Genomic DNA, 20,120 nt, shown 5'->3' on the forward strand with positions numbered 1-20,120 from the left:
GGAGAGAGCAATTAAACGTCTTATGCGTGTTCGTTACAGGATTCTTGTTCTACGGCCTTGTTGGTATAAGCCAACGCATTTGGGCGTTCCAGTGGTCGTGAGAAATAGTAACCCTGCATATAAGGAATGCCACATTGCTCAAGTAACTGGCGCTGTTTTTCCGTCTCCACGCCTTCGGCGATAACACTGAAGTTGAGGCTTCTGGACATATTCATCATCGCCTGAACAATAGATAGGCCTTTGTGTTCAATATGCTGAATAAACGAGCGGTCAATTTTGATGTAATCAATATTCATATTCTGGATGACTGACAAACTTGAATAGCCCGTCCCAAAATCATCTACTGAGAATTTCACGCCACATTGTTGTAACTGACAGACCTTCTCATTAACCATCATCTGTTCAGACTGGAAGAGCGATTCAGTGACTTCCAGATGCAGTAAATGCCCTGGTATTGCATAGCGTTCGATAACCCGGTTGACGTTATTGACGAACCCTTTGTCATAAAACTGAATCAGTGAGATATTCACGCACATGCAGATTTGAGCATTTGTTTTATGCATTTGCGCCAGTGTTTTACAGGCCTCTTCCAGTACCCAACCTCCCACCTGAACAATGCGGCCGCTTTGTTCCATTAATGGGATAAATTCAACTGGAGAGATCTCCTGCTCCTGATAACGCCAGCGCATTAAGGCTTCAAAACTGACTATTTGGCCGGTTGCGTCGACAATCGGTTGATACACAAGACGGAACTCATCACGCTCAAGTGCACCTTTTAGTGCTTCGTTGAGAGTCATCTTGCGGCGCAGGTTGTGTTCTAGTTCGAGATTATAGAAAGCAAAACGTTCAGGATATTTGCCTTTTTGCGAATACATGGCGATATCCGCAAGCTGAATCAGTCGCGTGATGGAAGAGTCATGCTCAGGACAAACTGAAATACCGATTGTTGCATTCAGGGCAATAGTTTGGTCATCAAGACGGATCGGTAGGGAGAGGCTGGCGATGATATTCTCAGCAAGCTCACTGGTAATGTCATGAGAACTTTCCTTAACCAACAGAATAAATTCATCACCACCCCAACGGCACATAAAGTTACCGTCACCGATAAAGCTTTTAAGTCGGGTACTTAATGCAATGAGTACTTTGTCGCCGACATTGTGGCCTAGCGTGTCATTAATATTTTTAAAACCATCGAGGTCGATAAAGAAAATGGAGAAGCCCGCAATATGGTTCTGCTCAAATTCGCGCTCAATGCCTTCTACCGCCGACAAAAATGCAGTGCGGTTATACAGACCCGTGAGGGAGTCTATATTGGATATAACATACACTTCCTGCGTTCTTTCTCGGATGGTCTCTTCCATGCTGGAAACAAGTTTTTTGTTTCGGTAACGCAACAAGATAGCTTCTTTAATATAATTGGCTGAACGTGCAGAAGCGATAATCATGATTAAAGTAAAACAGACGCCCAGCCCACCGAGGTTAATTTTATATTGTTCTGGCTGCAGCAGCAGCAATATGGACATCGGCATTAAAATAATAATGTTATAAAGCGCGGATAGCAGAAAGCTTGCTGAGAGGATACTTGTGGCTCCCCCAGCCATCGCGGCAAGTATCACATTCGTAGAGCTAAGTTCTTCAATGGTAAATTGCGGGTAGAAAGTGACCGCATAGACGCTCCACAACATAGCCGTTATTAAGCAGCCTATTGAAAAGCGCACCACCCAGTCCTTCCGACCTTTACATTCGGCGTCACTTTTTATCCACATATGGGTATCAATGACGCGAATAGCCAGCACCAGGGCCATGATCAGCCACCAGGTGATTTTGGCGTGGAAATTATTATTGTCGATAAAAGTGAAGGCAAGAGTGGTAGACGCAATAAAAGTAATCAGAATGCCTGGTAATGAGTTGTTGTATAACAACTTAACGCCTTCTGACTTATAAAGCCTTGAATGTTCTGTGTTTATGGTCATTTCTAATCATCTTAATTGAGTCATTTAACTAGCGCCCACTTTAATAGGGCTAATATGATTACTCTTTGTAATTATTCCTTCTGGAAGTATAAGTTAAAACATTTTGTAATACACCGTCTTTAGCAGCCGCCAGCATTATTACTAGCCAATGTTGTCGCGCCGTTTCATACGACTTGAAGTATGACGGGTATATGCTTACGCGGCCAATCTGACTACAATACCCGCCTTTCGCCCATAACATAGAAACAGACCCACTATGCGCCTGCACGCCAATCATCTTGAATTACTCAGCCCAGCCCGTGACACATCCATCGCCCGCGAAGCCATTTTGCATGGTGCGGATGCGGTCTACATCGGTGGGCCTGGCTTTGGCGCTCGCCATAATGCCGGCAACAGCCTGCAAGATCTTGCTGAGCTGGTGCCGTTTGCTCACCGTTATGGGGCGAAGATTTTTGTTACGCTCAACACCATCCTGCATGACAACGAACTGGAACCTGCACGTCGTATGATCCACGACCTGTATCAGGTGGGTGTTGATGCGCTGATTGTGCAAGACATGGGCGTGCTGGAAATGGATTTGCCCCCGATTGAAATCCACGCCAGTACCCAGTGCGATATTCGCAGTGTAGAAAAAGCAAAATTCCTGTCTGATGCAGGATTCTCGCAAATCGTTCTGGCCCGTGAGTTGAACCTCAATCAAATTCGTGCAATTCATGAAAATGTTGATGCCACGATTGAGTTCTTTATTCACGGTGCGCTATGTGTGGCCTATTCAGGGCAATGTAATATCTCCCACGCTCAGACCGGGCGCAGCGCAAACCGTGGTGATTGCTCCCAGGCTTGCCGTTTGCCGTACACACTGAAAGACGATCAGGGCCGCGTAGTGGCCTATGAAAAACATCTGTTGTCGATGAAAGATAACGATCAAAGCGCCAACCTTGCTGCATTGGTAGATGCTGGCGTGCGTTCCTTCAAAATTGAAGGGCGCTACAAAGATATGAGCTATGTGAAAAACATCACCGCTTATTATCGCCAGTTGCTGGATGAATTAATGGAGCAGCGCACCGATTTGGTTCGTGCCTCCGCCGGCAAGACTTCGCATTTCTTTATTCCGTCACCGGATAAAACCTTCCACCGCGGCAGCACCGATTACTTCGTCAATGAGCGCAAAATCGATATCGGCGCTTTTGATTCACCAAAATATATCGGCTTACCGGTAGGTGAGGTCCTGAAGGTGGGTAAAGACTTCCTGGATGTTAGCGTAACCGACACACTGACCAATGGTGATGGTCTGAACGTGTTGATCAAGCGCGATATCGTTGGCTTCCGCGCTAATACGGTGGAGAAAACCGGTAAAAATCAGTATCGCGTCTGGCCAAATGAGATGCCGGAAACACTGAAAAATGTCCGCCCGAACCATCCACTCAACCGTAACCTTGACCATAACTGGCAGCAGGCGTTGACGAAGACCTCCAGCGAACGCCGTATTGCGGTGGATTTGGAGCTAGGTGGTTGGGAAGAACAGCTGATTTTAACCCTCACCAGTGAAGATGGAGTCAGTGTAACTAAAACGCTGGAAGGGCAGTTCGAAGTGGCGAACAACCCGGAAAAAGCGTACTCGAACCTGCGCGATGGCCTGACAAAACTGGGTCAAACCATGTACCAGGCGCGAAAAGTAGAGTTGAATCTTCCCGCTCCATTGTTCGTGCCAAACAGCCAGTTGAATCAACTGCGCCGTGAAGCTATCGACGAGCTGACCGATGCGCGCCTGCAACAGTATCAGCGCGGCACCCGTAAAGCTGTTAGCGTTCCGCCACCGGTCTATCCAGATGAGCATCTGACGTTCCTCGCCAATGTTTACAACCATAAAGCGCGTGAGTTTTATCAGCGTTATGGCGTGAAACTGATTGATGCCGCTTATGAAGCCCACGAAGAAAAGGGTGAAGTACCGGTAATGATCACTAAACACTGTCTGCGTTTTGCGTTTAACTTGTGCCCGAAACAGGCGAAAGGTTCAGTAAAAAGCTGGAAAGCCACGCCAATGCAGTTGGTGCATCAGGATGAAGTGCTGACGCTGAAATTTGATTGTAAACCGTGTGAGATGCACGTTATCGGTAAGATGAAGAATCACATCCTCAAGATGCCATTACCAGGCAGCGATGTTGTGGCATCTATCAGCCCGGATGAATTGCTGAAGACAATGCCGAAGCGCAATAAGTAAGCCATAGAGAGAGGGCATCCAATGCCCTCTCTTTTAATTCTGTGCCCGCAACTGATCAATCATCCATCTTCCCGCAGTGCCTGGCGGCGTTTTATTTGACCACAAAACATCCACATCAATGCGCTGGGGCCAACCCGCAATGGGTAACTCCTGCAAGATCCCGTGACCAAATTGCTCTACCAGCCAGCGCGGCAAAATCCCCCAGCCAAAACCTTGCTCGGCCATTTCCAATAGCATCAATAACGATGGTGATGACCACATTGGGCCACCGCTTTTATTGCGAGTCGGATCGGTAAAGGTGCTCAAACAGAGCTGGCGTACAGTCTGTAGCATATCCATTTCAACCGCAGGCAGACGGGCCAACTCATGCTGGCGGTGAATAAAAATCGCCATCTCCGCACCGACCTGTAAACGAGCCACCGTTACATCCACCGGGTAACGTGGCTGTACCCGCAACACACCCACATGCGCACGGCCAATTTGTATCAGGTCGATAACGTCTTCATCCTCAGCAATCAGACACTCGAATTCAATATCGGGAAAGCGCTGTGAAAAACGCTGGAGAATCGATTCTTGGTGTGAAGTTTGCCAGACATCAGAGAGCACAAAACTCAGACGCGGCTCAACGTTGCCTGCAAGGCGTACCGAGACTTCATTGAGCCTTTCGCTTGCCGCAAGTATTGACTGGATATAGGGCAAAACGTGTTTTCCCTGGTCAGTCAATACGGGTTGACGGCTCTGACGATCAAATAAGGTCACGCCCAGGTCGGCCTCGAGATTTGCAATCGCACTGCTTATCGTCGACTGGCTTTTCTTTAGCTTACGCGCCGCCGCAGAAAACGACCCCGTTTCAACCGCATGTAAAAACGCTTCGAGGGATTCAGGGGAGTAATTCATTATGTATCGCTTTTCTCGATGGCTACTAACTTAATTCTATCAGTAATAGCGATAATAATACGCAGAGCCATTTTGCTTTTATTTCGTCTGGAGTTAGTTATGCAGTCTCAAAAGAGAACATTTGCCGAACGCATCCTGCATGCGGTGGGTTTTGAAGTCATCGCAATTGCGATTTGTGCGCCATTGGCCGCGTGGATTATGGATAAGCCACTGTTTCAGATGGGTGCGCTGGCAGTAATGCTTTCGACCGTCGCCATGGTGTGGAACATCATTTATAACGCCGGGTTCGATAAAATCTTCCCGATGGGGCAAAAACGCCGCTTGCCACTGCGCGTCGCTCACGCGCTGGGCTTTGAAGGGGGCTTTATCCTGATTGGCCTGCCGCTGGCGGCTTGGATGCTGGATATTTCTCTACTGCAGGCGTTTATGGTCGAGATCGGTTTCTTCCTGTTCTTCCTGCCGTATACCGTAATTTATAACTGGGTGTACGACACTCTGCGTGCTCGCTGGACACAGTGCCAGGCGTAACGATAAACAACAGAACGCACCGCCATGGTGCGTTCTTTTTCTGAGCGACTGTTTTTGCCTCAAAAACAGACAAATCCCCCCTGAAATGCACCAAAAATGGCCTGGCATATTTCCTGCTTAAACATGTTATCTCCACACGACATGAAGTGAGGAATTATGATCAATATGGACCCTGGTGTTGCGTCATTTTTTGATGAAATGTTTGCTCTCGATGGCCATCATCGTGGCCATTATGGGAATTACTGGAATTGGTTGCAGCAGGCAGACAGCTCAGCGGTGATGCGCAAGAAACAAGAAGCCGCGTTACTTTTTCACCGTGTGGGGATTACTTTTAATGTCTATGGCGATGAAGATGGTGCCGAGCGTTTAATTCCTTTTGATAGCGTGCCGCGCATCATTCCCGCCACGGAATGGGCGATGCTCGATGCCGGTATCCGCCAACGCGTGCAGGCGCTAAATCTCTTTTTGCACGACATCTATCACGATCAAAATATCCTCAAAGCAGGTGTAATTCCGGCGGAGCAAGTGTTGGCGAATGACCAATACCAGCCCTGTATGCAGGGAATAAATCTGCACCGCGATATCTACGCGCACATCATTGGCGTGGATATGGTACGCGGTGGCGATGGGCAATATTACGTGCTCGAAGATAACTTACGCACTCCGTCGGGTGTCTCGTACATGCTGGAAAACCGCAAAATGATGATGCGGTTATATCCGGAATTATTTGCCCAGCAGCGCATTCGTCCGGTCGAGCGCTACCCCTCACATTTGCTGCAAACTCTGCGTGAAAGCTCGCCAGTTAACGACCCAACGGTAGTGGTTCTTACGCCAGGCCGCTTTAACAGCGCCTATTTTGAACACAGCTTCCTTGCGCAGCAGATGGGCGTTGAACTGGTTGAAAGCGCTGATTTATTCGTCAAAGAAGGCGCGGTGTTTATGCGCACCACGCTTGGGCCATGCAAAGTCGATGTGATTTATCGTCGTGTAGATGACGCCTTCCTCGATCCATTGGCCTTCCGCCCGGACTCTATGCTCGGCGTACCCGGCCTGCTCTCGGTGTACCGCACAGGTGGTGTGGTGCTGGCGAACGCCATCGGAACCGGCGTTGCTGATGACAAATCCATTTATCCCTACGTGCCCGCGATGATTCGCTTCTATCTCTCCGAAGAGCCTATTCTCAATAATGTGCCAACATGGCAATGCCGCCATCCTGACCAACTGGGCTATGTGCTTTCACGCCTTGATCAAATGGTGGTTAAAGAGGTCCATGGCGCAGGCGGCTATGGCATGTTGATTGGCCCAGCGGCCAGCAAAGCTGAAATTGAAGCCTTCCGCTCGGTATTAAAAGCGCGCCCCCAAAACTACATCGCTCAGGACACCCTGGCGCTTTCAACCTGCCCGACGTTTGTTGACGAGGGTCTGGCACCACGGCATATCGACTTACGACCTTTTGCTCTCTACGGCGCAGAAACGCGCCTTATCGCTGGTGGGCTAACACGTGTAGCGCTGAAAAAAGGCTCGCTGGTAGTTAACTCATCACAAGGCGGTGGCACCAAAGACACTTGGGTTCTGGAGGATGACACATCATGTTAAGCCGCACAGCCAGCGAACTCTATTGGATGGCGCGTTATCTGGAACGCGCTGAGAATATCGCACGGGTATTAGACGTGACTAACCGCCTTTCGATGATGCCATTTCGTGAAACCGGGCATCAGGATTTGCAGGTGCCGCTGAATTTAACCGGCAGCGGGGCGGCTTACTGGGAGTATTACCAGCAACTCACTATGCCCGGTATTTTCGACTACTTTGCACTTGATACCCGTAACCCGAGCAGCATCTATAGTTGCCTGCAGTCGGCCTGGGAAAACGCTCATGCGGTGCGTGGCAGCCTCTCTTCTGAGGTATGGGAAAGCATCAATACCGCATGGATAGAAATGAAGCGGCTGCGTAAAGAAGGAGTCAACAGCAGTAATGCCGATGATTTTTTCGACTGGGTGAAAGAACGTTCGCATCTGTTTCGCGGCGCGATGTTTGGCACGTTGCTGCGCAATGATGCGATGTCATTTATTCGTCTGGGTACCTTGCTGGAGCGGGCTGACAGTACTGCACGTTTGCTCGGCGTCAAAAATCAATTGTTGGATAACGACCCTGACGCGGTGCGCGAACACTACCGCATGGACACCCTGCTGCGTGCCGTGAGTGCACGAGAGGCATACCACAGTATCTATAAGCAGCAACTGGTGCGCGAAATGGTGGCTGACCTGCTGATTTTGCGTAGCGAAAGCCCGCGTTCATTACGTTCCTGCATTGAGGAAGTGGTGAATCAACTGGAACTGATTGGCGGGCATAGCGCTAATGCTCCACGTCGCCTGGCGCATGTTCTGCATGCTGAACTGCGTTTTAGCACGCTGGAGGATGTTTTCGACACGGGGCTGCAACACTGGCTGACAGGTTTTTTAAGCCAGGTGAATGCGATTTCCGAAAGTATCCAATATACCTATCTGGAGGCACAATGAGACTGACGATTGAGCACAGCACACTCTACAGCTACGAGCAGCAAGTGAAGCACAGTACTCAATATTTGCGCCTCACGCCGCAGGAGTCTGAACATCAGCGCATCATTTCATGGCAATTGGCGCTGCCGGAAGAAGCAGTGCAAACCACAGATGCCTTCGGCAATATTCTTCATGTACTCACGCTTGACCGCCCGCATCAGTCAATCAGCATTAAAGCCACTGGTGTTGTGGAAATTGCAGAAGATGAAGTGATGGATGATGGAACGCGCGAGGCTCTTTCACCACTGGTATGGCTGCGTCATACGCCATTAACGCAACCAGATAGTGCCATTCTGGCGTTTGCCAGGGAGTACTGGCAGGGCGGTTCGCCACTCGATAGCCTGACGGTAATGATGGGGGATGTGCTGGAACGGATGCCGTACACGCCGGGAGGCACGAATGTGAAAGATACCGCAGCCCAAGTCTTCGACGCAGGGGTTGGCGTTTGTCAGGATCACGCACATGTATTTGTGGCCTGCTGTCGTAGCCTCGGACTTCCGGCGCGTTATGTTAGCGGCTATCTCTATACCCCAGACAGCGCTCATGTTGCGACCCACGCATGGGTTGAAACGCTCATCGAAGGGCGCTGGCACACTTTTGATATCACCAACAATACGCGCAATACCTGCCACCATTTGAAGCTGGCTGTCGGTTTTGATTATCTGGATGCCTGCCCGGTGCGTGGTGTGCGTCTTGGCGGAGGTGATGAAGGCATGGAGACGATTGCCGCGGTGCAGCGTATGCAAAGTGCACAGTGATTTTAAAATGTTCGCCTTCATCCTAATCCTCTTCCTGAGGACCAAAATGAGGGCATTAAACAGACTCAACAAAATCGAGAGTTCTCTATGACCTACTGCGTCGCCATGCGCTTATCCAGCGGCTTGATTTTTGTCAGTGATTCGCGCACTAATGCGGGTGTTGACCATATCTCCACGTTTAAAAAACTGCATGTGTTCCAACGCAGCGATGACCGAACGTTAATCATGCAAAGTGCGGGAAACCTGGCGACCACCCAAAGCGTCATCAATTTATTGCAGCATCGTGCACAAGACGCCACCACGCAAAATCTCTATACCGTCAGTTCGCTATATGATGCGGCCGTGCTGGTGGGGCAAACCTTAAAAGAGGTGATTGCACGTGATGGAGCAGATTTCACCGCCACGTTTATTCTCGGTGGGCAGATTCGCGGTGAAGGTATGCGCCTGTTTCATATTTACGCCGAAGGGAATTTCATCGAAGCCACCAGCGACACGCCGTATTTCCAGATTGGCGAAAGCAAATATGGCAAACCGATCATCGATCGTATCGTCAGTTACGACACCGGGCTTGAGCAGGCGGTTCAGTGTGCGTTGATTTCGATGGACTCCACGTTGAACTCGAATTTATCCGTGGGCTTGCCGCTGGATGTGATGATTTATCACGGCGATTGCTTTGACGACTCACAGCAGTACGCTATTACCGCACAGCATGAATACTTCAGCGAAATCCGCAATATGTGGGGGAGTTGCCTGCACTCGGTGTTTGACCAGTTGCCGCCACTGCGGCTCTAACGATGAAGGGGATGTTTGCAGGATTGTGCAATCATCTAACAGCATTGCGCTACAGGAAATACACTGTTTCAGACGACACTGAGCCGGTCAAACATACCTGGAGCGCATCATGAAAACTATTAATCACATCTATATCAATGGCCAGTTTGTTACCCCACATGGCAATGAGCTGTTCGAGCTTGTTAACCCAACTACCGAAGAAACCGTCGCGCAAGTGCAACTGGCAGATGTTGAAGACACTCGGCAGGCAATTGCTGCTGCAAAAGCGGCGTTCCCAATAATGCGCAGTGCTTCCCGCGAACAGCGTATGGCCTGGCTGCAACAACTGCATGACGCCGTAAAATCCCGCGAAGTTGAATTGATTGATACCATGGTGGAAGAATACGGCTGTATGCCTGCGTTTGCTCAGGGTACTGTGAATCATGCCATCGACAGCTTTATGCAAATGCGCGATGTGCTGGCAAAATTCCCCTTTGAAATCCGTGTTGGCAACGCTCGTGTGATCATGGAGCCTTTGGGGGTGGTGGGGCTGATTACACCGTGGAATGGTAACTATGGTTTTATTGCCTCTAAGCTTGCGACGGTAATTGCTTCTGGCTCAACGGCGGTGATTAAACCTAGCGAACTGAGTGCCCGCCAGACGGCATTAATTACTGAGTGTCTACATGCCGCAGGCCTGCCGAACGGGGTGATAAATATTGTCACTGGTCGTGGTGACGTGGTCGGTGCTGAAATTACACGTCATCCTGATATCGCAAAAATCTCATTTACGGGTTCTACCGCCGTGGGAAAAACCATTGCCCGTGGTGCGGTGGATACGCTTAAGCGCGTGACGCTCGAACTGGGCGGGAAGTCTGCCAATGTGCTGCTTGATGATGTCGATCTTCAACAAGCCATTCCACTGGCGTTGCAGGTGATGTCCTGGAACAGCGGCCAGGCATGTATTGCCGGTACACGTTTGTTAGTCCATGAAAACCGCCTCGAGGAAGTTAAGGCACAGTTACGCCAGGACATATCTCAGTTGGAACCTGGTAAGAACGTTGGAACAGCGGTGACGGCACAGCAATATGAACGCGTGCAGGCATACATCCGCAAAGGGGTTGAAGAAGGTGCTGAATTACTCTGCGGGGGTGAAGGCCGCCCGGAAGGTTTTGAACGCGGTTACTTTGTGAAGCCAACTGTTTTTGTGAATGTTCGTAACGATATGACTATCGCCCAACAAGAAATTTTTGGCCCGGTGCTGTCGGTGATTACCTATAAAGATGACGCAGAAGCTATCGCAATTGCCAACGATACCGTTTACGGATTACAGGCATATGTAAGTGGCAAAGATGCGCAACGTACACAGACGGTTGCAAGCCAACTTATCGCCGGACGAGTATTTGTTAACGGTGTTTATAATGAGCCACAAGTGCCATTTGGCGGTTTTAAACAGTCAGGGATTGGACGTGAATTTGGTACTTTCGGGTTGGAAGGGTATCTTGAGCCAAAAGCCATAATGGGGCAGTGATATGCCGGAACGAGAAAACATTATGCGGCCTGAGGGCCGTATTTTAGCTGAGCTTTGTAAAAGCGTGGCGCGGCATTACCAATGTGCGGAAACGTCTGAGATGGAACTGCAAACCGCAGTGCCCTGGCTTCGATTTATCCGCGTATCTGAACCAACGCTGTTTAACCGAGGCATGCTGGAACCGTCGATGTGCATGCTGCTTCAAGGGCGTAAAAAAATGCTCATAGGTGACAATGTCACGGAGTATGGCCCGGGGAACTACTCAATGGCGGCGGTAGACATGCCGGTCTCCGGTCAGGTGACTCAGGCCACTGTGTCCGAGCCTTATTATGGCGTGCGCATTGACCTCAATAGTCGAGAAATTGCCGATTTAATCGTCTCATTGCAAATTACGCTGCCTGAAAAACAAGGTGAGAGTGTCAATCCTGGGGCCTGGATATCCAGTGCTGATGAAGCCTTGCAGGATGCCTTTTTACGTCTGGTGAAAGTGCTGGATACCCCTGATGATTTACCGGTGATGTCCAAACTGATTAAGCAGGAAATTCTTTATCGCCTGGTGACATCGCCATCAGGTGCGACGTTCTGGAAACAGACGCTCTCCTGGAATCAGGGCAAAGGCGTGGGGGAAGCTCTGGCATGGATTAAGCGCCATTTTGCTGAACCGCTAAAAATTGATGAACTGGCAAAGCGTGTCGGCATGAGTACTTCAAGCCTGCATCATCGCTTTAAAGCCCTGACCGTGATGAGCCCGTTGCAATATCAAAAGCAGATCCGTCTGCTCGAAGCCAGGCGATTATTACTCAGTGGCGGCCAGGATGTGGCAAATGTCGCCTGGCAAGTAGGCTATGAATCGCCATCGCAATTTAACCGTGAATATCGTCGATCGTTTGGCGCAGCGCCTTTGCAGGATGTTGAAACGCTACGCCAGATGGGCGTTACGCTATAGTTTTTCTTGCCACAATAAACAGGCGTGGGAACAGCATCAACACGTTGCCATCGTGTCGCGGCGGATACGCCTGCTGCAAAAGCGTGTGGTAACGCTCCAGAAATGCCTGTTGCTGAATGCTGTCTAGGTTTGCGAGATAAGGCCGTAAACCGGTAGAGCTCAGCCATTCAATAATCGCCTGTGCTGACGGCATAACGTGGAAATAGGTTGTACGCCAGATATCCACCGCACAGCCCGATTGCGCCAGCAAATCGTAATACTGTTGTGCAGGTAGCAACGCTTCTCGCCCGGAGTCAGGGTTCCCCAGTTCAGCAGCGACCTGGCGCATTAATGTATGCGTTGGCTCCTGCCAGTTATCCGGCATTTGCACCGCTAACACTCCATTTTCGGCAAGCTGTGTCGCCAGGTGGGGAAACAGTTCTGGATGGTTGCTTACCCACTGCAATGACGCATTAGCATAGATAACATCTTGCTTTACCGCCGGCGTCCAGGATGTCACATCAGCCTGTTCAAACTGGCAATTGGGCAGGGCGGCGCGAGCTTTTTCCAACATCGCCGGAGAGCTATCGATGCCTGTCACAGTTGCATCCGGGAAGGCCTGGTGCAATAAAGCGGTACTGTTGCCTGGGCCGCAGCCTAAATCGGCAATATGTTTTGCGTCGGGGTGTTGAATGCGCGCGGCGAGTTCTGCTGCCGGGCGCGTACGTTCAGCTGCAAACTGCAAGTAAAGCGCGGGGTTCCAGTCCTGCATAGCTTTCTCCTGTGACTTAATTGCATTAAGCGTAGTGATGAATTAAGAAATTGTGCATGGTTTAGAATCTGATTAATTACTGTAACGTAGTGACTAAACTCAGGTAAGGAAAACCGCTATGAAAGTGACTCGCAAACAGGAAAAGATCGTCAAGCGCGCACTGGAGGGCTGGCGTCAGGAAGGGGTGATTGATGCCTCAGAACAGCAGCGTTTGCAACAAAACCTCTCGGTTCAGCTTTTTGACTGGCAACGAATGAGCCGCTATGCATTCTGGATAGCGCTGGCCTGCTTTATTATCGCGATGGGCAGCCTGGTTGCTGATGAATATTTGATGGCGTTGCTGTTTAATTTTGGCTACCTCACGCGCGCGGTCATTTTGCTGCTTATCGCCATTGCCTTTTATTGCTGGGGATTCTACCGCCAGAGAAAGACGCCGGATAAACGCTACAGCAATGAGGCCATTCTGTTCCTGGGCGTATTATTCACCGCACTATTTTTATGGCAGCTCGGCATGGCGTTTGATAACGGCAGCGGAAATGTAGCACCGCTATTTTTGCTCGGCTGCGCGATTTACGGCGTCATTGGCTACATGAGCCGTTCGGGTCTTATCTGGCTATTTTTCCTGCTGGCATTAGGCAGCTATTTCGGGACATCGACAGGCTATTCTTCCGGCTGGGGCGCTTATTGGCTCGGTATGAACTACCCAATTCGCTTTGTATTATTCGGCGGGGTATTACTCGCGGCATGTTACCTGCTTAAAAAACCTTTGCTGCAACGTAACGTGTTTGCAGTCAGCAAAGCGATGGGGCTGCTGTATCTGTTTATCGCTTTGTGGATTTTGTCGATCTTTGGCAATTACGATTTGGATATCTGGCAAAGTGTGCGCCAGATTGAACTGCTGCACTGGTCATTGCTGTTCGCCCTGGCGGCAGGCGCATGTATCTGGATTAGCCTGAAAACTGACGATGGAATGCTGCGCGGATTTGGCCTAGCGTTCCTCGGTATTAACCTCTACACCCGCTATTTCGAAATGTTCTGGGACGACACCAATAAAGTGATTTTCTTCTTACTGCTCGCCATCTCGCTGGCCCTTGTCGGCCGCTATGCCGAGAAGATTTGGCGGCTAGGGGAGAAGTGACAGTCGCCGGGCGGGTAAGCACAACATTACCCGCCCGCGAATAGCAAAAATCATTCAGGGGTAAAAGTCAGATACCCGGCCACGCCACCGCCACCATCTTTCGGGTGATGGGCGCCCTCCATTACCGTGACTTTTGGGAAGTCGAAAGGAGAAACGCCTTCAATGCAGGCGACATTCACGCCATATTGCTCAGGGTTTGAGCGGCGCTGGTGGAAAGTATAAATCCCGCACACGGAACAGAAGAAATGCACCGCTGCTCCGGTGTTAAAACGATATTCGGTGAGTTTATCCTGCCCTTTAGTAATCTTAATCCCCGACAACGGAGCAGAGACAGCAACTGCGCCGCGCATTCGGCAAAATGAACAGTTACAGCGGCGGATAGTGTTAAAACCATCGCTAAGTTCGACGGTAAAAGCGACAGCACCACAATGACATTGAGCAGAAACTTTTTGTTGCATAGCCACCTCAGTCCAGATTTTTAATTCTCCTGAGTTTAGTGGTTAACTGAGGCTTGTCATTACGCTCAGGCTGTCTTTTCGTCTCATCTTTTGCGAGGATAGCGCGGAATTTACAGCTATCAACAAAAGGTAACGATATGGCTAAGCATCCAACGGGTAAATATTTGCGCGCCCCAATTACGTCCAACGATAAAAATCTGCTGATTTACGTGGTGCGTGGCTCGAAAATTGACGATATGCCACCCGATGAAGATGAGGATTACCCGGGCGATATGCAGATGTTGATGCCGCAGTTATCTAAAGATTTCGATGCGGAATTAAACGAAGCACTCGACGAGTGTGAGTCAGGCGATGTGATTGTCTTTATGTGTACGACGGATATGATTTTTGAGCACGCTTACTCGAAGATTAAAGCCATGCTGCGCGCTTAATTAACGCCTGTTTGAAAACCAAACCCCGGTGCGATGACCGGGGTTTGTGCTATTAGTGACCGTAAAAAATCTCGCCTTTCATGGCACGTAAAATCTTCCCTTCCGCGTCGGTAATCAACACATAATTCCCGCCCATGTATGTCCAGTGGCTTCCCGCTTCTGGTGCTGGCAGGTGCCTGATTTGCCAGGCATCAATGCGGTACTCCTTGGTGCGATACAAATCCGGTACGATGTCGCCAATTTTAAATGGCTTGTAATCGGCATGAAATTCTTGAATTTCAAACGAGGAAGCTGGCTGCGGAGCGGCTGGTGCCGGTGCGACAGCAGGCGCATCAGCTGCTTGAGCCGTCATCGCCAATGGTAGAGATCCGGCCATCAGGGCCACAGAAAAAACAAACACATTCAATTTACGCATATCTTCTCCAGATACATTCATCTGCTAACTTTCAAATAATGCCGTTATCTCTATCACGTTGTTTCACGAGTGATAATCAATTTTTCGTTACTTGAAGTAAATGACTTGCGGTAGGCGGCGGGTGTGGTGGCGAACTTAGCGCGGAAATGGTGGCGCAGAGTCGCCGCACTGCCAAATCCGACACGCTCGGCTATTTCATCAATGGAGAGAGTGCTGCTCTCCAGTAAATCCCGACAGCGCGCCAGGCGCATATTCAGCAGCCAGCGTGTGGGCGTGGTGCCGGTTGTTGCGGAAAAACGGCGTAAAAATGTTCTCGGGCTCATGCCGGTAAACACCGCCAGCGACTCTACCGAGTGTTCATCCGCCAGATGAATTTGCAAATAATCGAACAGCGGGCTTAGACGCTTGCTCTCATAGGCAACCGGAATAGGTTGTTCGATAAACTGAGCTTGCCCGCCAACGCGATGAGGGGGGACGACCAGTCGGCGCGCCACGCTGTTTGCGGCAGCCTGGCCGTAATCCCGCCGCACCAGATGCAAACTCAAATCGATACCAGCGGCACTTCCGGCAGAGGTCAGTACCGATCCGTTATCGATATACAACACATCTGGCATCACCTGAATGGCAGGGTAGCACTGCTGAAGTTTTTCGGTATAACGCCAGTGGGTTGAGGCTTGTAACCCATCGAGCAGGCCGCTGGCTGCCAGCACGAATACGCCGGAGCATATCGACATAATCCGCGCACCGCGTGAATGTGCCGTGCGTAACGCTTCGCACAACTGTGGTGGAACCGGCTCATCGGCACCTCGCCATCCGGGCACAATAATCGTTCCGGCATCTTCCAACAAAGAAAGACCACCATCGACCGCCAGCCGGATACCTCCAGTCGCTCTAAGCTCGCCTGGTTCGATTCCTGCGACCGCAAACTGATACCAGTTATCGCCCATTTCCGGACGCGGCAGGCCAAACACTTCAACAACGACACCAAATTCAAAGGTACACAGGCCGTCATATGCCAGCGCAACAACTAGAGGGTTTTGCAAAGGGATATCCCGAACGATTGTCATGATCTTCACGTTATCTGTCATTTCTGCCATACGTCAAGCCACACGCTGCGCTCTATAGTGAGATCTCACCATCATGAGGAGTATTTATGAGTTACGTTACTGATTATCCAGCCGCTGCCCCAGAAATCGCCGCTGCTCATTTTCTCCAGCGTTTGTGTCTCGAAACAGACTGCGATGATGTGCATAGCGCAATGAAAGACGAAGATATGGATTTTGTTCTGCTGCATGTTGTCGGCTCACCGGAAGCATTCGCCCGTCGCCATATTCCTGGTGCTTTGCATTTGCGCCATCGCGATATGTCGGCTGAACGCATGGCCGAATGGCCTGCAGATACCTTATTCGTGGTTTATTGCGCCGGCCCGCATTGCAACGGTGCTGATCGCGCAGCTTTAAAACTGGCGCGTCTGGGCCGCCCGGTGAAAATTATGATTGGTGGAATCACCGGTTGGGCTGATGAAGGATTTAGCTTTGCGTGAGTCGTGAATTTGCTATCCGCAGGGCGCTAAGTGGGTGTAATCTTTGCCTCAAATTTGTCATATCTAAAGGAAGTCACAATGTCGATTTACAGTGAAACCAATGCACAGTTCATCCTGGGTTTAAGCAACCTGTCTGCAATCCTTGAGAAAGCGGCTAACTGGGCGAAAGAGAACGGCAAAACGGAAGAGAGCCTGCTGACTGCATCACTGGCGGAAGATATGTATCCGCTGGTGCGCCAGGTGCAAATTACCACCGATATGGCTAAACGTGCCGTTGCTCGCCTGGCGGGTGTTGATGCTCCGGTGATGGAAGATAACGAAACCACTATTGAACAGCTTCAGACTCGTATCAAAGCAACGGTTGAGTTCATGAAAGGCATTAGTGATGAGCAACTCGCTGGCGACGACGAGCGCCCAATTGTTGTGATGGCTCGTGAACACGAATTGCGTTTCACCGCTCGCAACTACGTGTACAAATTCGCTACGCCGAACTTCTATTTCCACTTTACTACCGCTTACGACATCCTGCGCCAGGCAGGGGTGGCTTTAGGCAAGCGTGATTTTGTCGGCCCAATCTTCTAAGCCGCTTTACCCGTCATACTTCAAGCTGCAGGGGTGTTGGCTGCACTATTCGGCTCATCCATGAGCCTCACCCCTTAGGGGCCGCTGCAAACAGCGTTCAAATCTGCTCCTGCAGATTTGTCGCAAACCCCAGTCACTTACTCAAGTAAGCTCCTGCAGATTTGTCGCAAACCCCAGTCACTTACTCAAGTAAGCTCCTGGGGATTTGCTCTCTTGCCGCCTACCTGCAACTTGAATTATTTAGGGTATGCATGAATAAATAGTGCGACTAACTTAATCGATAATAGCGGTTAGGCCGCAACTTCTCAGGCATTGCCTCACTCTCATCCATATCCTGTAAATCCCGCTCAATAGTATTGCAAATAGCATCGAGCGGCAGGTCGTTGTCTTCTGTGCCAAACGGTTCTTCCAGCTCTTCAGCCAGCGTATCAAGCGAAATAAAGGTATATGAAACAAATACTGACAAGAACGGTGTCATGTAGTGTAGGTCGGTGACCAAAGCGAACGGCAGCATGATGCAGAACAGGTAAACGGTGCGATGCAAAATCAGCGTATAGGCGAACGGCAACGGAGTGTTGGCAATACGCTCACAGCCTCCGGCAACCGCTGAAAGATCGTTCAGATGATGGTTCAGGCTGCTCCACACTACATCGGAAATCAGGCCCTGTTTGCGCTTATCGGCGAGCCAGTCACCCATCAGCAAGAGTATGCGGTTACAGGGCGCGTGGCTTTTCATCACCCACTGTAATTCATCGGCAGTTAAGAATTTTTTCAGCGTTTCTTCCATCGGGCGCTTACGCAATGTGAGCCTGAGCGCATGGCAAAAGGCAATCTGCAAATTCACAAACGACGTAATCTGACTCTGGTTTTCACCCAACAGACTTTTTGTCTCGCGCAAAAACGAACGCTGAGTAATCGCCAGTTGCCCCCACAAGGTGCGAGCCTCGTTAAAGCGTGCGTAACAGACGCTGTTTCTGAACCCGAGAAAAATCGCTATCGCCACACCAAGAATACTAAAGGGTGCTGTAGTCAGCTTAATGCCGAGGGTTTCATACCAGGGGAGAAAGAAAATGACGCTTATGGAAAGCGCGAGGTTCAGTAATAGGCGTGAATAGATTTTTTGTAGAACCGAACCATGCCAGACAAATAAGCGAATAAACCAGTGTTGATGCGGGCGAACAATCATAATCGGGAGGCTCAAAAACAGGACGTCATATTAGACGGCAAAGTGTGATGTAGATCAACTTTGAATTTACAGCATCTTAACAACATGAATTATTTTCAATAACCATGAAAGATCTTCGTTTGTCCTCATGTTCAGCATCTGCCATTCTCAATCACACAAACAGCCGTCCAGACGGCTAAATATTCAAATAATGAATTATCACCTGACTAAATTAATTAGCCGGGTTAGCGGAGAAAACACATGCCACAGTCAACACAACATCGCGCCCCGTTCCGTGCCGATATCGTCGGTAGCTTCTTACGTCCAGCCACTATCAAAAATGCTCGCCTTGCGTTTGCTGCAGGTGAAATCGATGCCAGCCAGTTGCGCAAAGTTGAAGATGATGCGATTCGTGCTTCGGTCGAGCAGCAGTGTGCATGCGGTCTGCATGTGGTGACTGATGGCGAGTTCCGTCGGGCATGGTGGCATTTTGATTTCTTCGACGGGCTGCAAGGTGTGGAACGTTATGAATCTGAGCAGGGCATTCAGTTTAATGGGGTACAGACCAAGGCGCATAGCGTGCGTGTGGTGGGCAAGCTCGGATTTGGTTCGCACCCAATGCTGGAAGATTTCCGCTATCTGAAAAGCATCAGCGGCAACGCGGTGCCAAAAATGACCATTCCAAGCCCAAGCGTGTTGCATTTCCGTGGTGGCCGCAATGCTATCGACAGTAGTGTTTACCCTGATTTAAAAGAGTATTTTGACGATCTGGCGACGACATGGCGCGATGCGATTCAGGCGTTTTACGCTGCAGGTTGCCGCTATCTGCAACTTGATGACACCGTTTGGGCTTATCTGTGTTCCGATGCCCAACGTAAAGAGATCCGCGAGCGTGGGGATGACCCAGACAAACTGGCGCAAATCTATGCTCAGGTACTGAATAAAGCGCTGGAAGGAAAGCCGGATGATTTGGTTATCGGCCTGCATGTTTGTCGCGGTAACTTCCGTTCCACGTGGATTTCAGAGGGTGGCTACGAGCCAGTTGCGCAAGTGTTGTTCGGCAGCGTCAATGTGGATGCTTTCTTCCTTGAATACGATAACGACCGCTCCGGTGATTTTGCACCGCTGCGCTTTGTGCGGCCGGGTCATCAGCAGGTCGTTTTAGGTTTGATCACTACCAAAAATGGTGAGCTGGAAAACCCGGAGTTGATTCAACAGCGTATTAACGAAGCGGCGCAATATGTCGATATCAACCAAATCTGCCTCAGCCCACAGTGCGGCTTTGCCTCAACAGAAGAGGGTAATAGCCTGACTGCCGAGCAGCAGTGGGACAAAGTGCGCCTGGTGACGGAACTTGCCGAAAAGGTCTGGTAAAACGGTGATTGTGTCGGATGTCGCTAACGCGAGATTCGACACAATCACATCTTACAGTCAGCTATGAGCGAACAGCGGAA

20 protein-coding genes are annotated in these 20,120 nt (G+C 50.0%); 13 read left to right on the plus strand and 7 right to left on the minus strand.

Translation table 11 applies throughout. The annotated features are described in order from the left end of the window. Positions 1 to 20: 20 nt before the first annotated feature. On the minus strand, positions 21 to 1,973 hold the full coding sequence (locus tag M977_RS20920) for a putative bifunctional diguanylate cyclase/phosphodiesterase (protein WP_064518682.1): 1,953 nt from the start codon (positions 1,971 to 1,973) through the stop codon (positions 21 to 23). A gap of 256 nt (positions 1,974 to 2,229) precedes the next feature. Here M977_RS20920 and M977_RS20925 point away from each other — a divergent pair, with 256 nt between their 5' ends. Then, positions 2,230 to 4,194 (plus strand): peptidase U32 family protein, encoded by a 1,965-nt coding sequence (locus M977_RS20925; RefSeq protein ID WP_064518683.1) that lies wholly within the window; start codon positions 2,230 to 2,232, stop codon positions 4,192 to 4,194. 33 nt (positions 4,195 to 4,227) lie between these two features. On the opposite strand, the gene M977_RS20930 is transcribed toward M977_RS20925, so the two are convergent. After that, the gene (locus tag M977_RS20930) at positions 4,228 to 5,091 is read right to left on the minus strand and encodes a LysR family transcriptional regulator (RefSeq protein ID WP_064518684.1); all 864 of its coding nucleotides are present in this window, start codon (positions 5,089 to 5,091) and stop codon (positions 4,228 to 4,230) included. A 99-nt stretch (positions 5,092 to 5,190) separates the two neighbouring features. Between M977_RS20930 and M977_RS20935 the strand changes: the two genes are divergently transcribed. The 7 genes from M977_RS20935 to M977_RS20965 all read left to right on the plus strand — a co-directional run bounded on the left by M977_RS20935 (position 5,191) and on the right by M977_RS20965 (position 12,183). Next, positions 5,191 to 5,619 (plus strand): multidrug/biocide efflux PACE transporter, encoded by a 429-nt coding sequence (locus M977_RS20935; protein WP_064518685.1) that lies wholly within the window; start codon positions 5,191 to 5,193, stop codon positions 5,617 to 5,619. Between the two features lie 156 nt (positions 5,620 to 5,775). Then, complete coding sequence (locus tag M977_RS20940) at positions 5,776 to 7,215, plus strand: circularly permuted type 2 ATP-grasp protein (protein WP_064518686.1); 1,440 nt, start codon at positions 5,776 to 5,778, stop codon at positions 7,213 to 7,215. After that, on the plus strand, positions 7,209 to 8,138 hold the full coding sequence (locus M977_RS20945) for an alpha-E domain-containing protein (protein WP_064518687.1): 930 nt from the start codon (positions 7,209 to 7,211) through the stop codon (positions 8,136 to 8,138). Before M977_RS20940 ends, M977_RS20945 begins: the two co-directional genes overlap by 7 nt. Then, complete coding sequence (locus M977_RS20950; protein WP_064518688.1) at positions 8,135 to 8,935, plus strand: transglutaminase family protein; 801 nt, start codon at positions 8,135 to 8,137, stop codon at positions 8,933 to 8,935. The genes M977_RS20945 and M977_RS20950 overlap by 4 nt, the downstream gene beginning before the upstream one ends. 87 nt (positions 8,936 to 9,022) lie before the next feature. Further along, entirely contained in the window at positions 9,023 to 9,727 is a 705-nt protein-coding gene (locus M977_RS20955) for a proteasome-type protease (protein WP_064518689.1), read from the plus strand. A gap of 109 nt (positions 9,728 to 9,836) precedes the next feature. Then, positions 9,837 to 11,237: an aldehyde dehydrogenase family protein gene (locus M977_RS20960; protein WP_064518690.1), complete on the plus strand. Its 1,401-nt coding sequence runs from the start codon at positions 9,837 to 9,839 to the stop codon at positions 11,235 to 11,237. A 100-nt stretch (positions 11,238 to 11,337) separates the two neighbouring features. Next, complete coding sequence (locus tag M977_RS20965) at positions 11,338 to 12,183, plus strand: AraC family transcriptional regulator (protein ID WP_245163523.1); 846 nt, start codon at positions 11,338 to 11,340, stop codon at positions 12,181 to 12,183. Here M977_RS20965 and tam read toward each other — a convergent pair. Further along, positions 12,173 to 12,934 carry a trans-aconitate 2-methyltransferase gene (gene tam / locus M977_RS20970; RefSeq protein ID WP_064518692.1) on the minus strand — a complete coding sequence of 254 codons (762 nt, stop codon included), beginning with the start codon at positions 12,932 to 12,934 and terminating at the stop codon, positions 12,173 to 12,175. The two genes, M977_RS20965 and tam, sit on opposite strands and share 11 nt — an antisense overlap. Before the next feature lie 118 nt (positions 12,935 to 13,052). On the opposite strand from tam, the gene M977_RS20975 reads away from it, so the two are divergent. After that, complete coding sequence (locus M977_RS20975; protein ID WP_064518693.1) at positions 13,053 to 14,072, plus strand: DUF2157 domain-containing protein; 1,020 nt, start codon at positions 13,053 to 13,055, stop codon at positions 14,070 to 14,072. 50 nt (positions 14,073 to 14,122) lie between these two features. Here the strand turns inward: M977_RS20975 and M977_RS20980 are convergent, their stop codons facing one another. Then, the gene (locus M977_RS20980) at positions 14,123 to 14,530 is read right to left on the minus strand and encodes a GFA family protein (protein WP_064518694.1); all 408 of its coding nucleotides are present in this window, start codon (positions 14,528 to 14,530) and stop codon (positions 14,123 to 14,125) included. Between the two features lie 137 nt (positions 14,531 to 14,667). Here M977_RS20980 and M977_RS20985 point away from each other — a divergent pair, with 137 nt between their 5' ends. After that, positions 14,668 to 14,961, plus strand: a complete 294-nt coding sequence (locus M977_RS20985) for a hypothetical protein (protein ID WP_064518695.1) — start codon at positions 14,668 to 14,670, stop codon at positions 14,959 to 14,961. Between the two features lie 52 nt (positions 14,962 to 15,013). Here the strand turns inward: M977_RS20985 and M977_RS20990 are convergent, their stop codons facing one another. Then, complete coding sequence (locus M977_RS20990; RefSeq protein ID WP_064518696.1) at positions 15,014 to 15,376, minus strand: RcnB family protein; 363 nt, start codon at positions 15,374 to 15,376, stop codon at positions 15,014 to 15,016. A 53-nt stretch (positions 15,377 to 15,429) separates the two neighbouring features. Then, complete coding sequence (gene ftrA / locus M977_RS20995; protein WP_208326122.1) at positions 15,430 to 16,464, minus strand: transcriptional regulator FtrA; 1,035 nt, start codon at positions 16,462 to 16,464, stop codon at positions 15,430 to 15,432. A gap of 65 nt (positions 16,465 to 16,529) precedes the next feature. Here ftrA and M977_RS21000 point away from each other — a divergent pair, with 65 nt between their 5' ends. Together M977_RS21000 and M977_RS21005 are read left to right on the plus strand one after the other, a co-directional pair. Beyond that, complete coding sequence (locus M977_RS21000) at positions 16,530 to 16,919, plus strand: rhodanese-like domain-containing protein (protein WP_034495169.1); 390 nt, start codon at positions 16,530 to 16,532, stop codon at positions 16,917 to 16,919. A gap of 78 nt (positions 16,920 to 16,997) precedes the next feature. After that, positions 16,998 to 17,501 carry a DUF1993 domain-containing protein gene (locus tag M977_RS21005; protein ID WP_064518697.1) on the plus strand — a complete coding sequence of 168 codons (504 nt, stop codon included), beginning with the start codon at positions 16,998 to 17,000 and terminating at the stop codon, positions 17,499 to 17,501. Positions 17,502 to 17,769: 268 nt separating this feature from the next. Here M977_RS21005 and M977_RS21010 read toward each other — a convergent pair whose 3' ends face one another. Continuing rightward, complete coding sequence (locus M977_RS21010) at positions 17,770 to 18,687, minus strand: bestrophin family protein (protein ID WP_064518698.1); 918 nt, start codon at positions 18,685 to 18,687, stop codon at positions 17,770 to 17,772. A gap of 240 nt (positions 18,688 to 18,927) precedes the next feature. Between M977_RS21010 and M977_RS21015 the strand changes: the two genes are divergently transcribed. Further along, positions 18,928 to 20,040 carry a cobalamin-independent methionine synthase II family protein gene (locus M977_RS21015; RefSeq protein ID WP_064518699.1) on the plus strand — a complete coding sequence of 371 codons (1,113 nt, stop codon included), beginning with the start codon at positions 18,928 to 18,930 and terminating at the stop codon, positions 20,038 to 20,040. Positions 20,041 to 20,120 lie beyond the last annotated feature (80 nt).

This window comes from Buttiauxella gaviniae ATCC 51604 (assembly GCF_001654835.1).
In the GTDB taxonomy this organism is placed as follows: domain Bacteria; phylum Pseudomonadota; class Gammaproteobacteria; order Enterobacterales; family Enterobacteriaceae; genus Buttiauxella; species Buttiauxella gaviniae.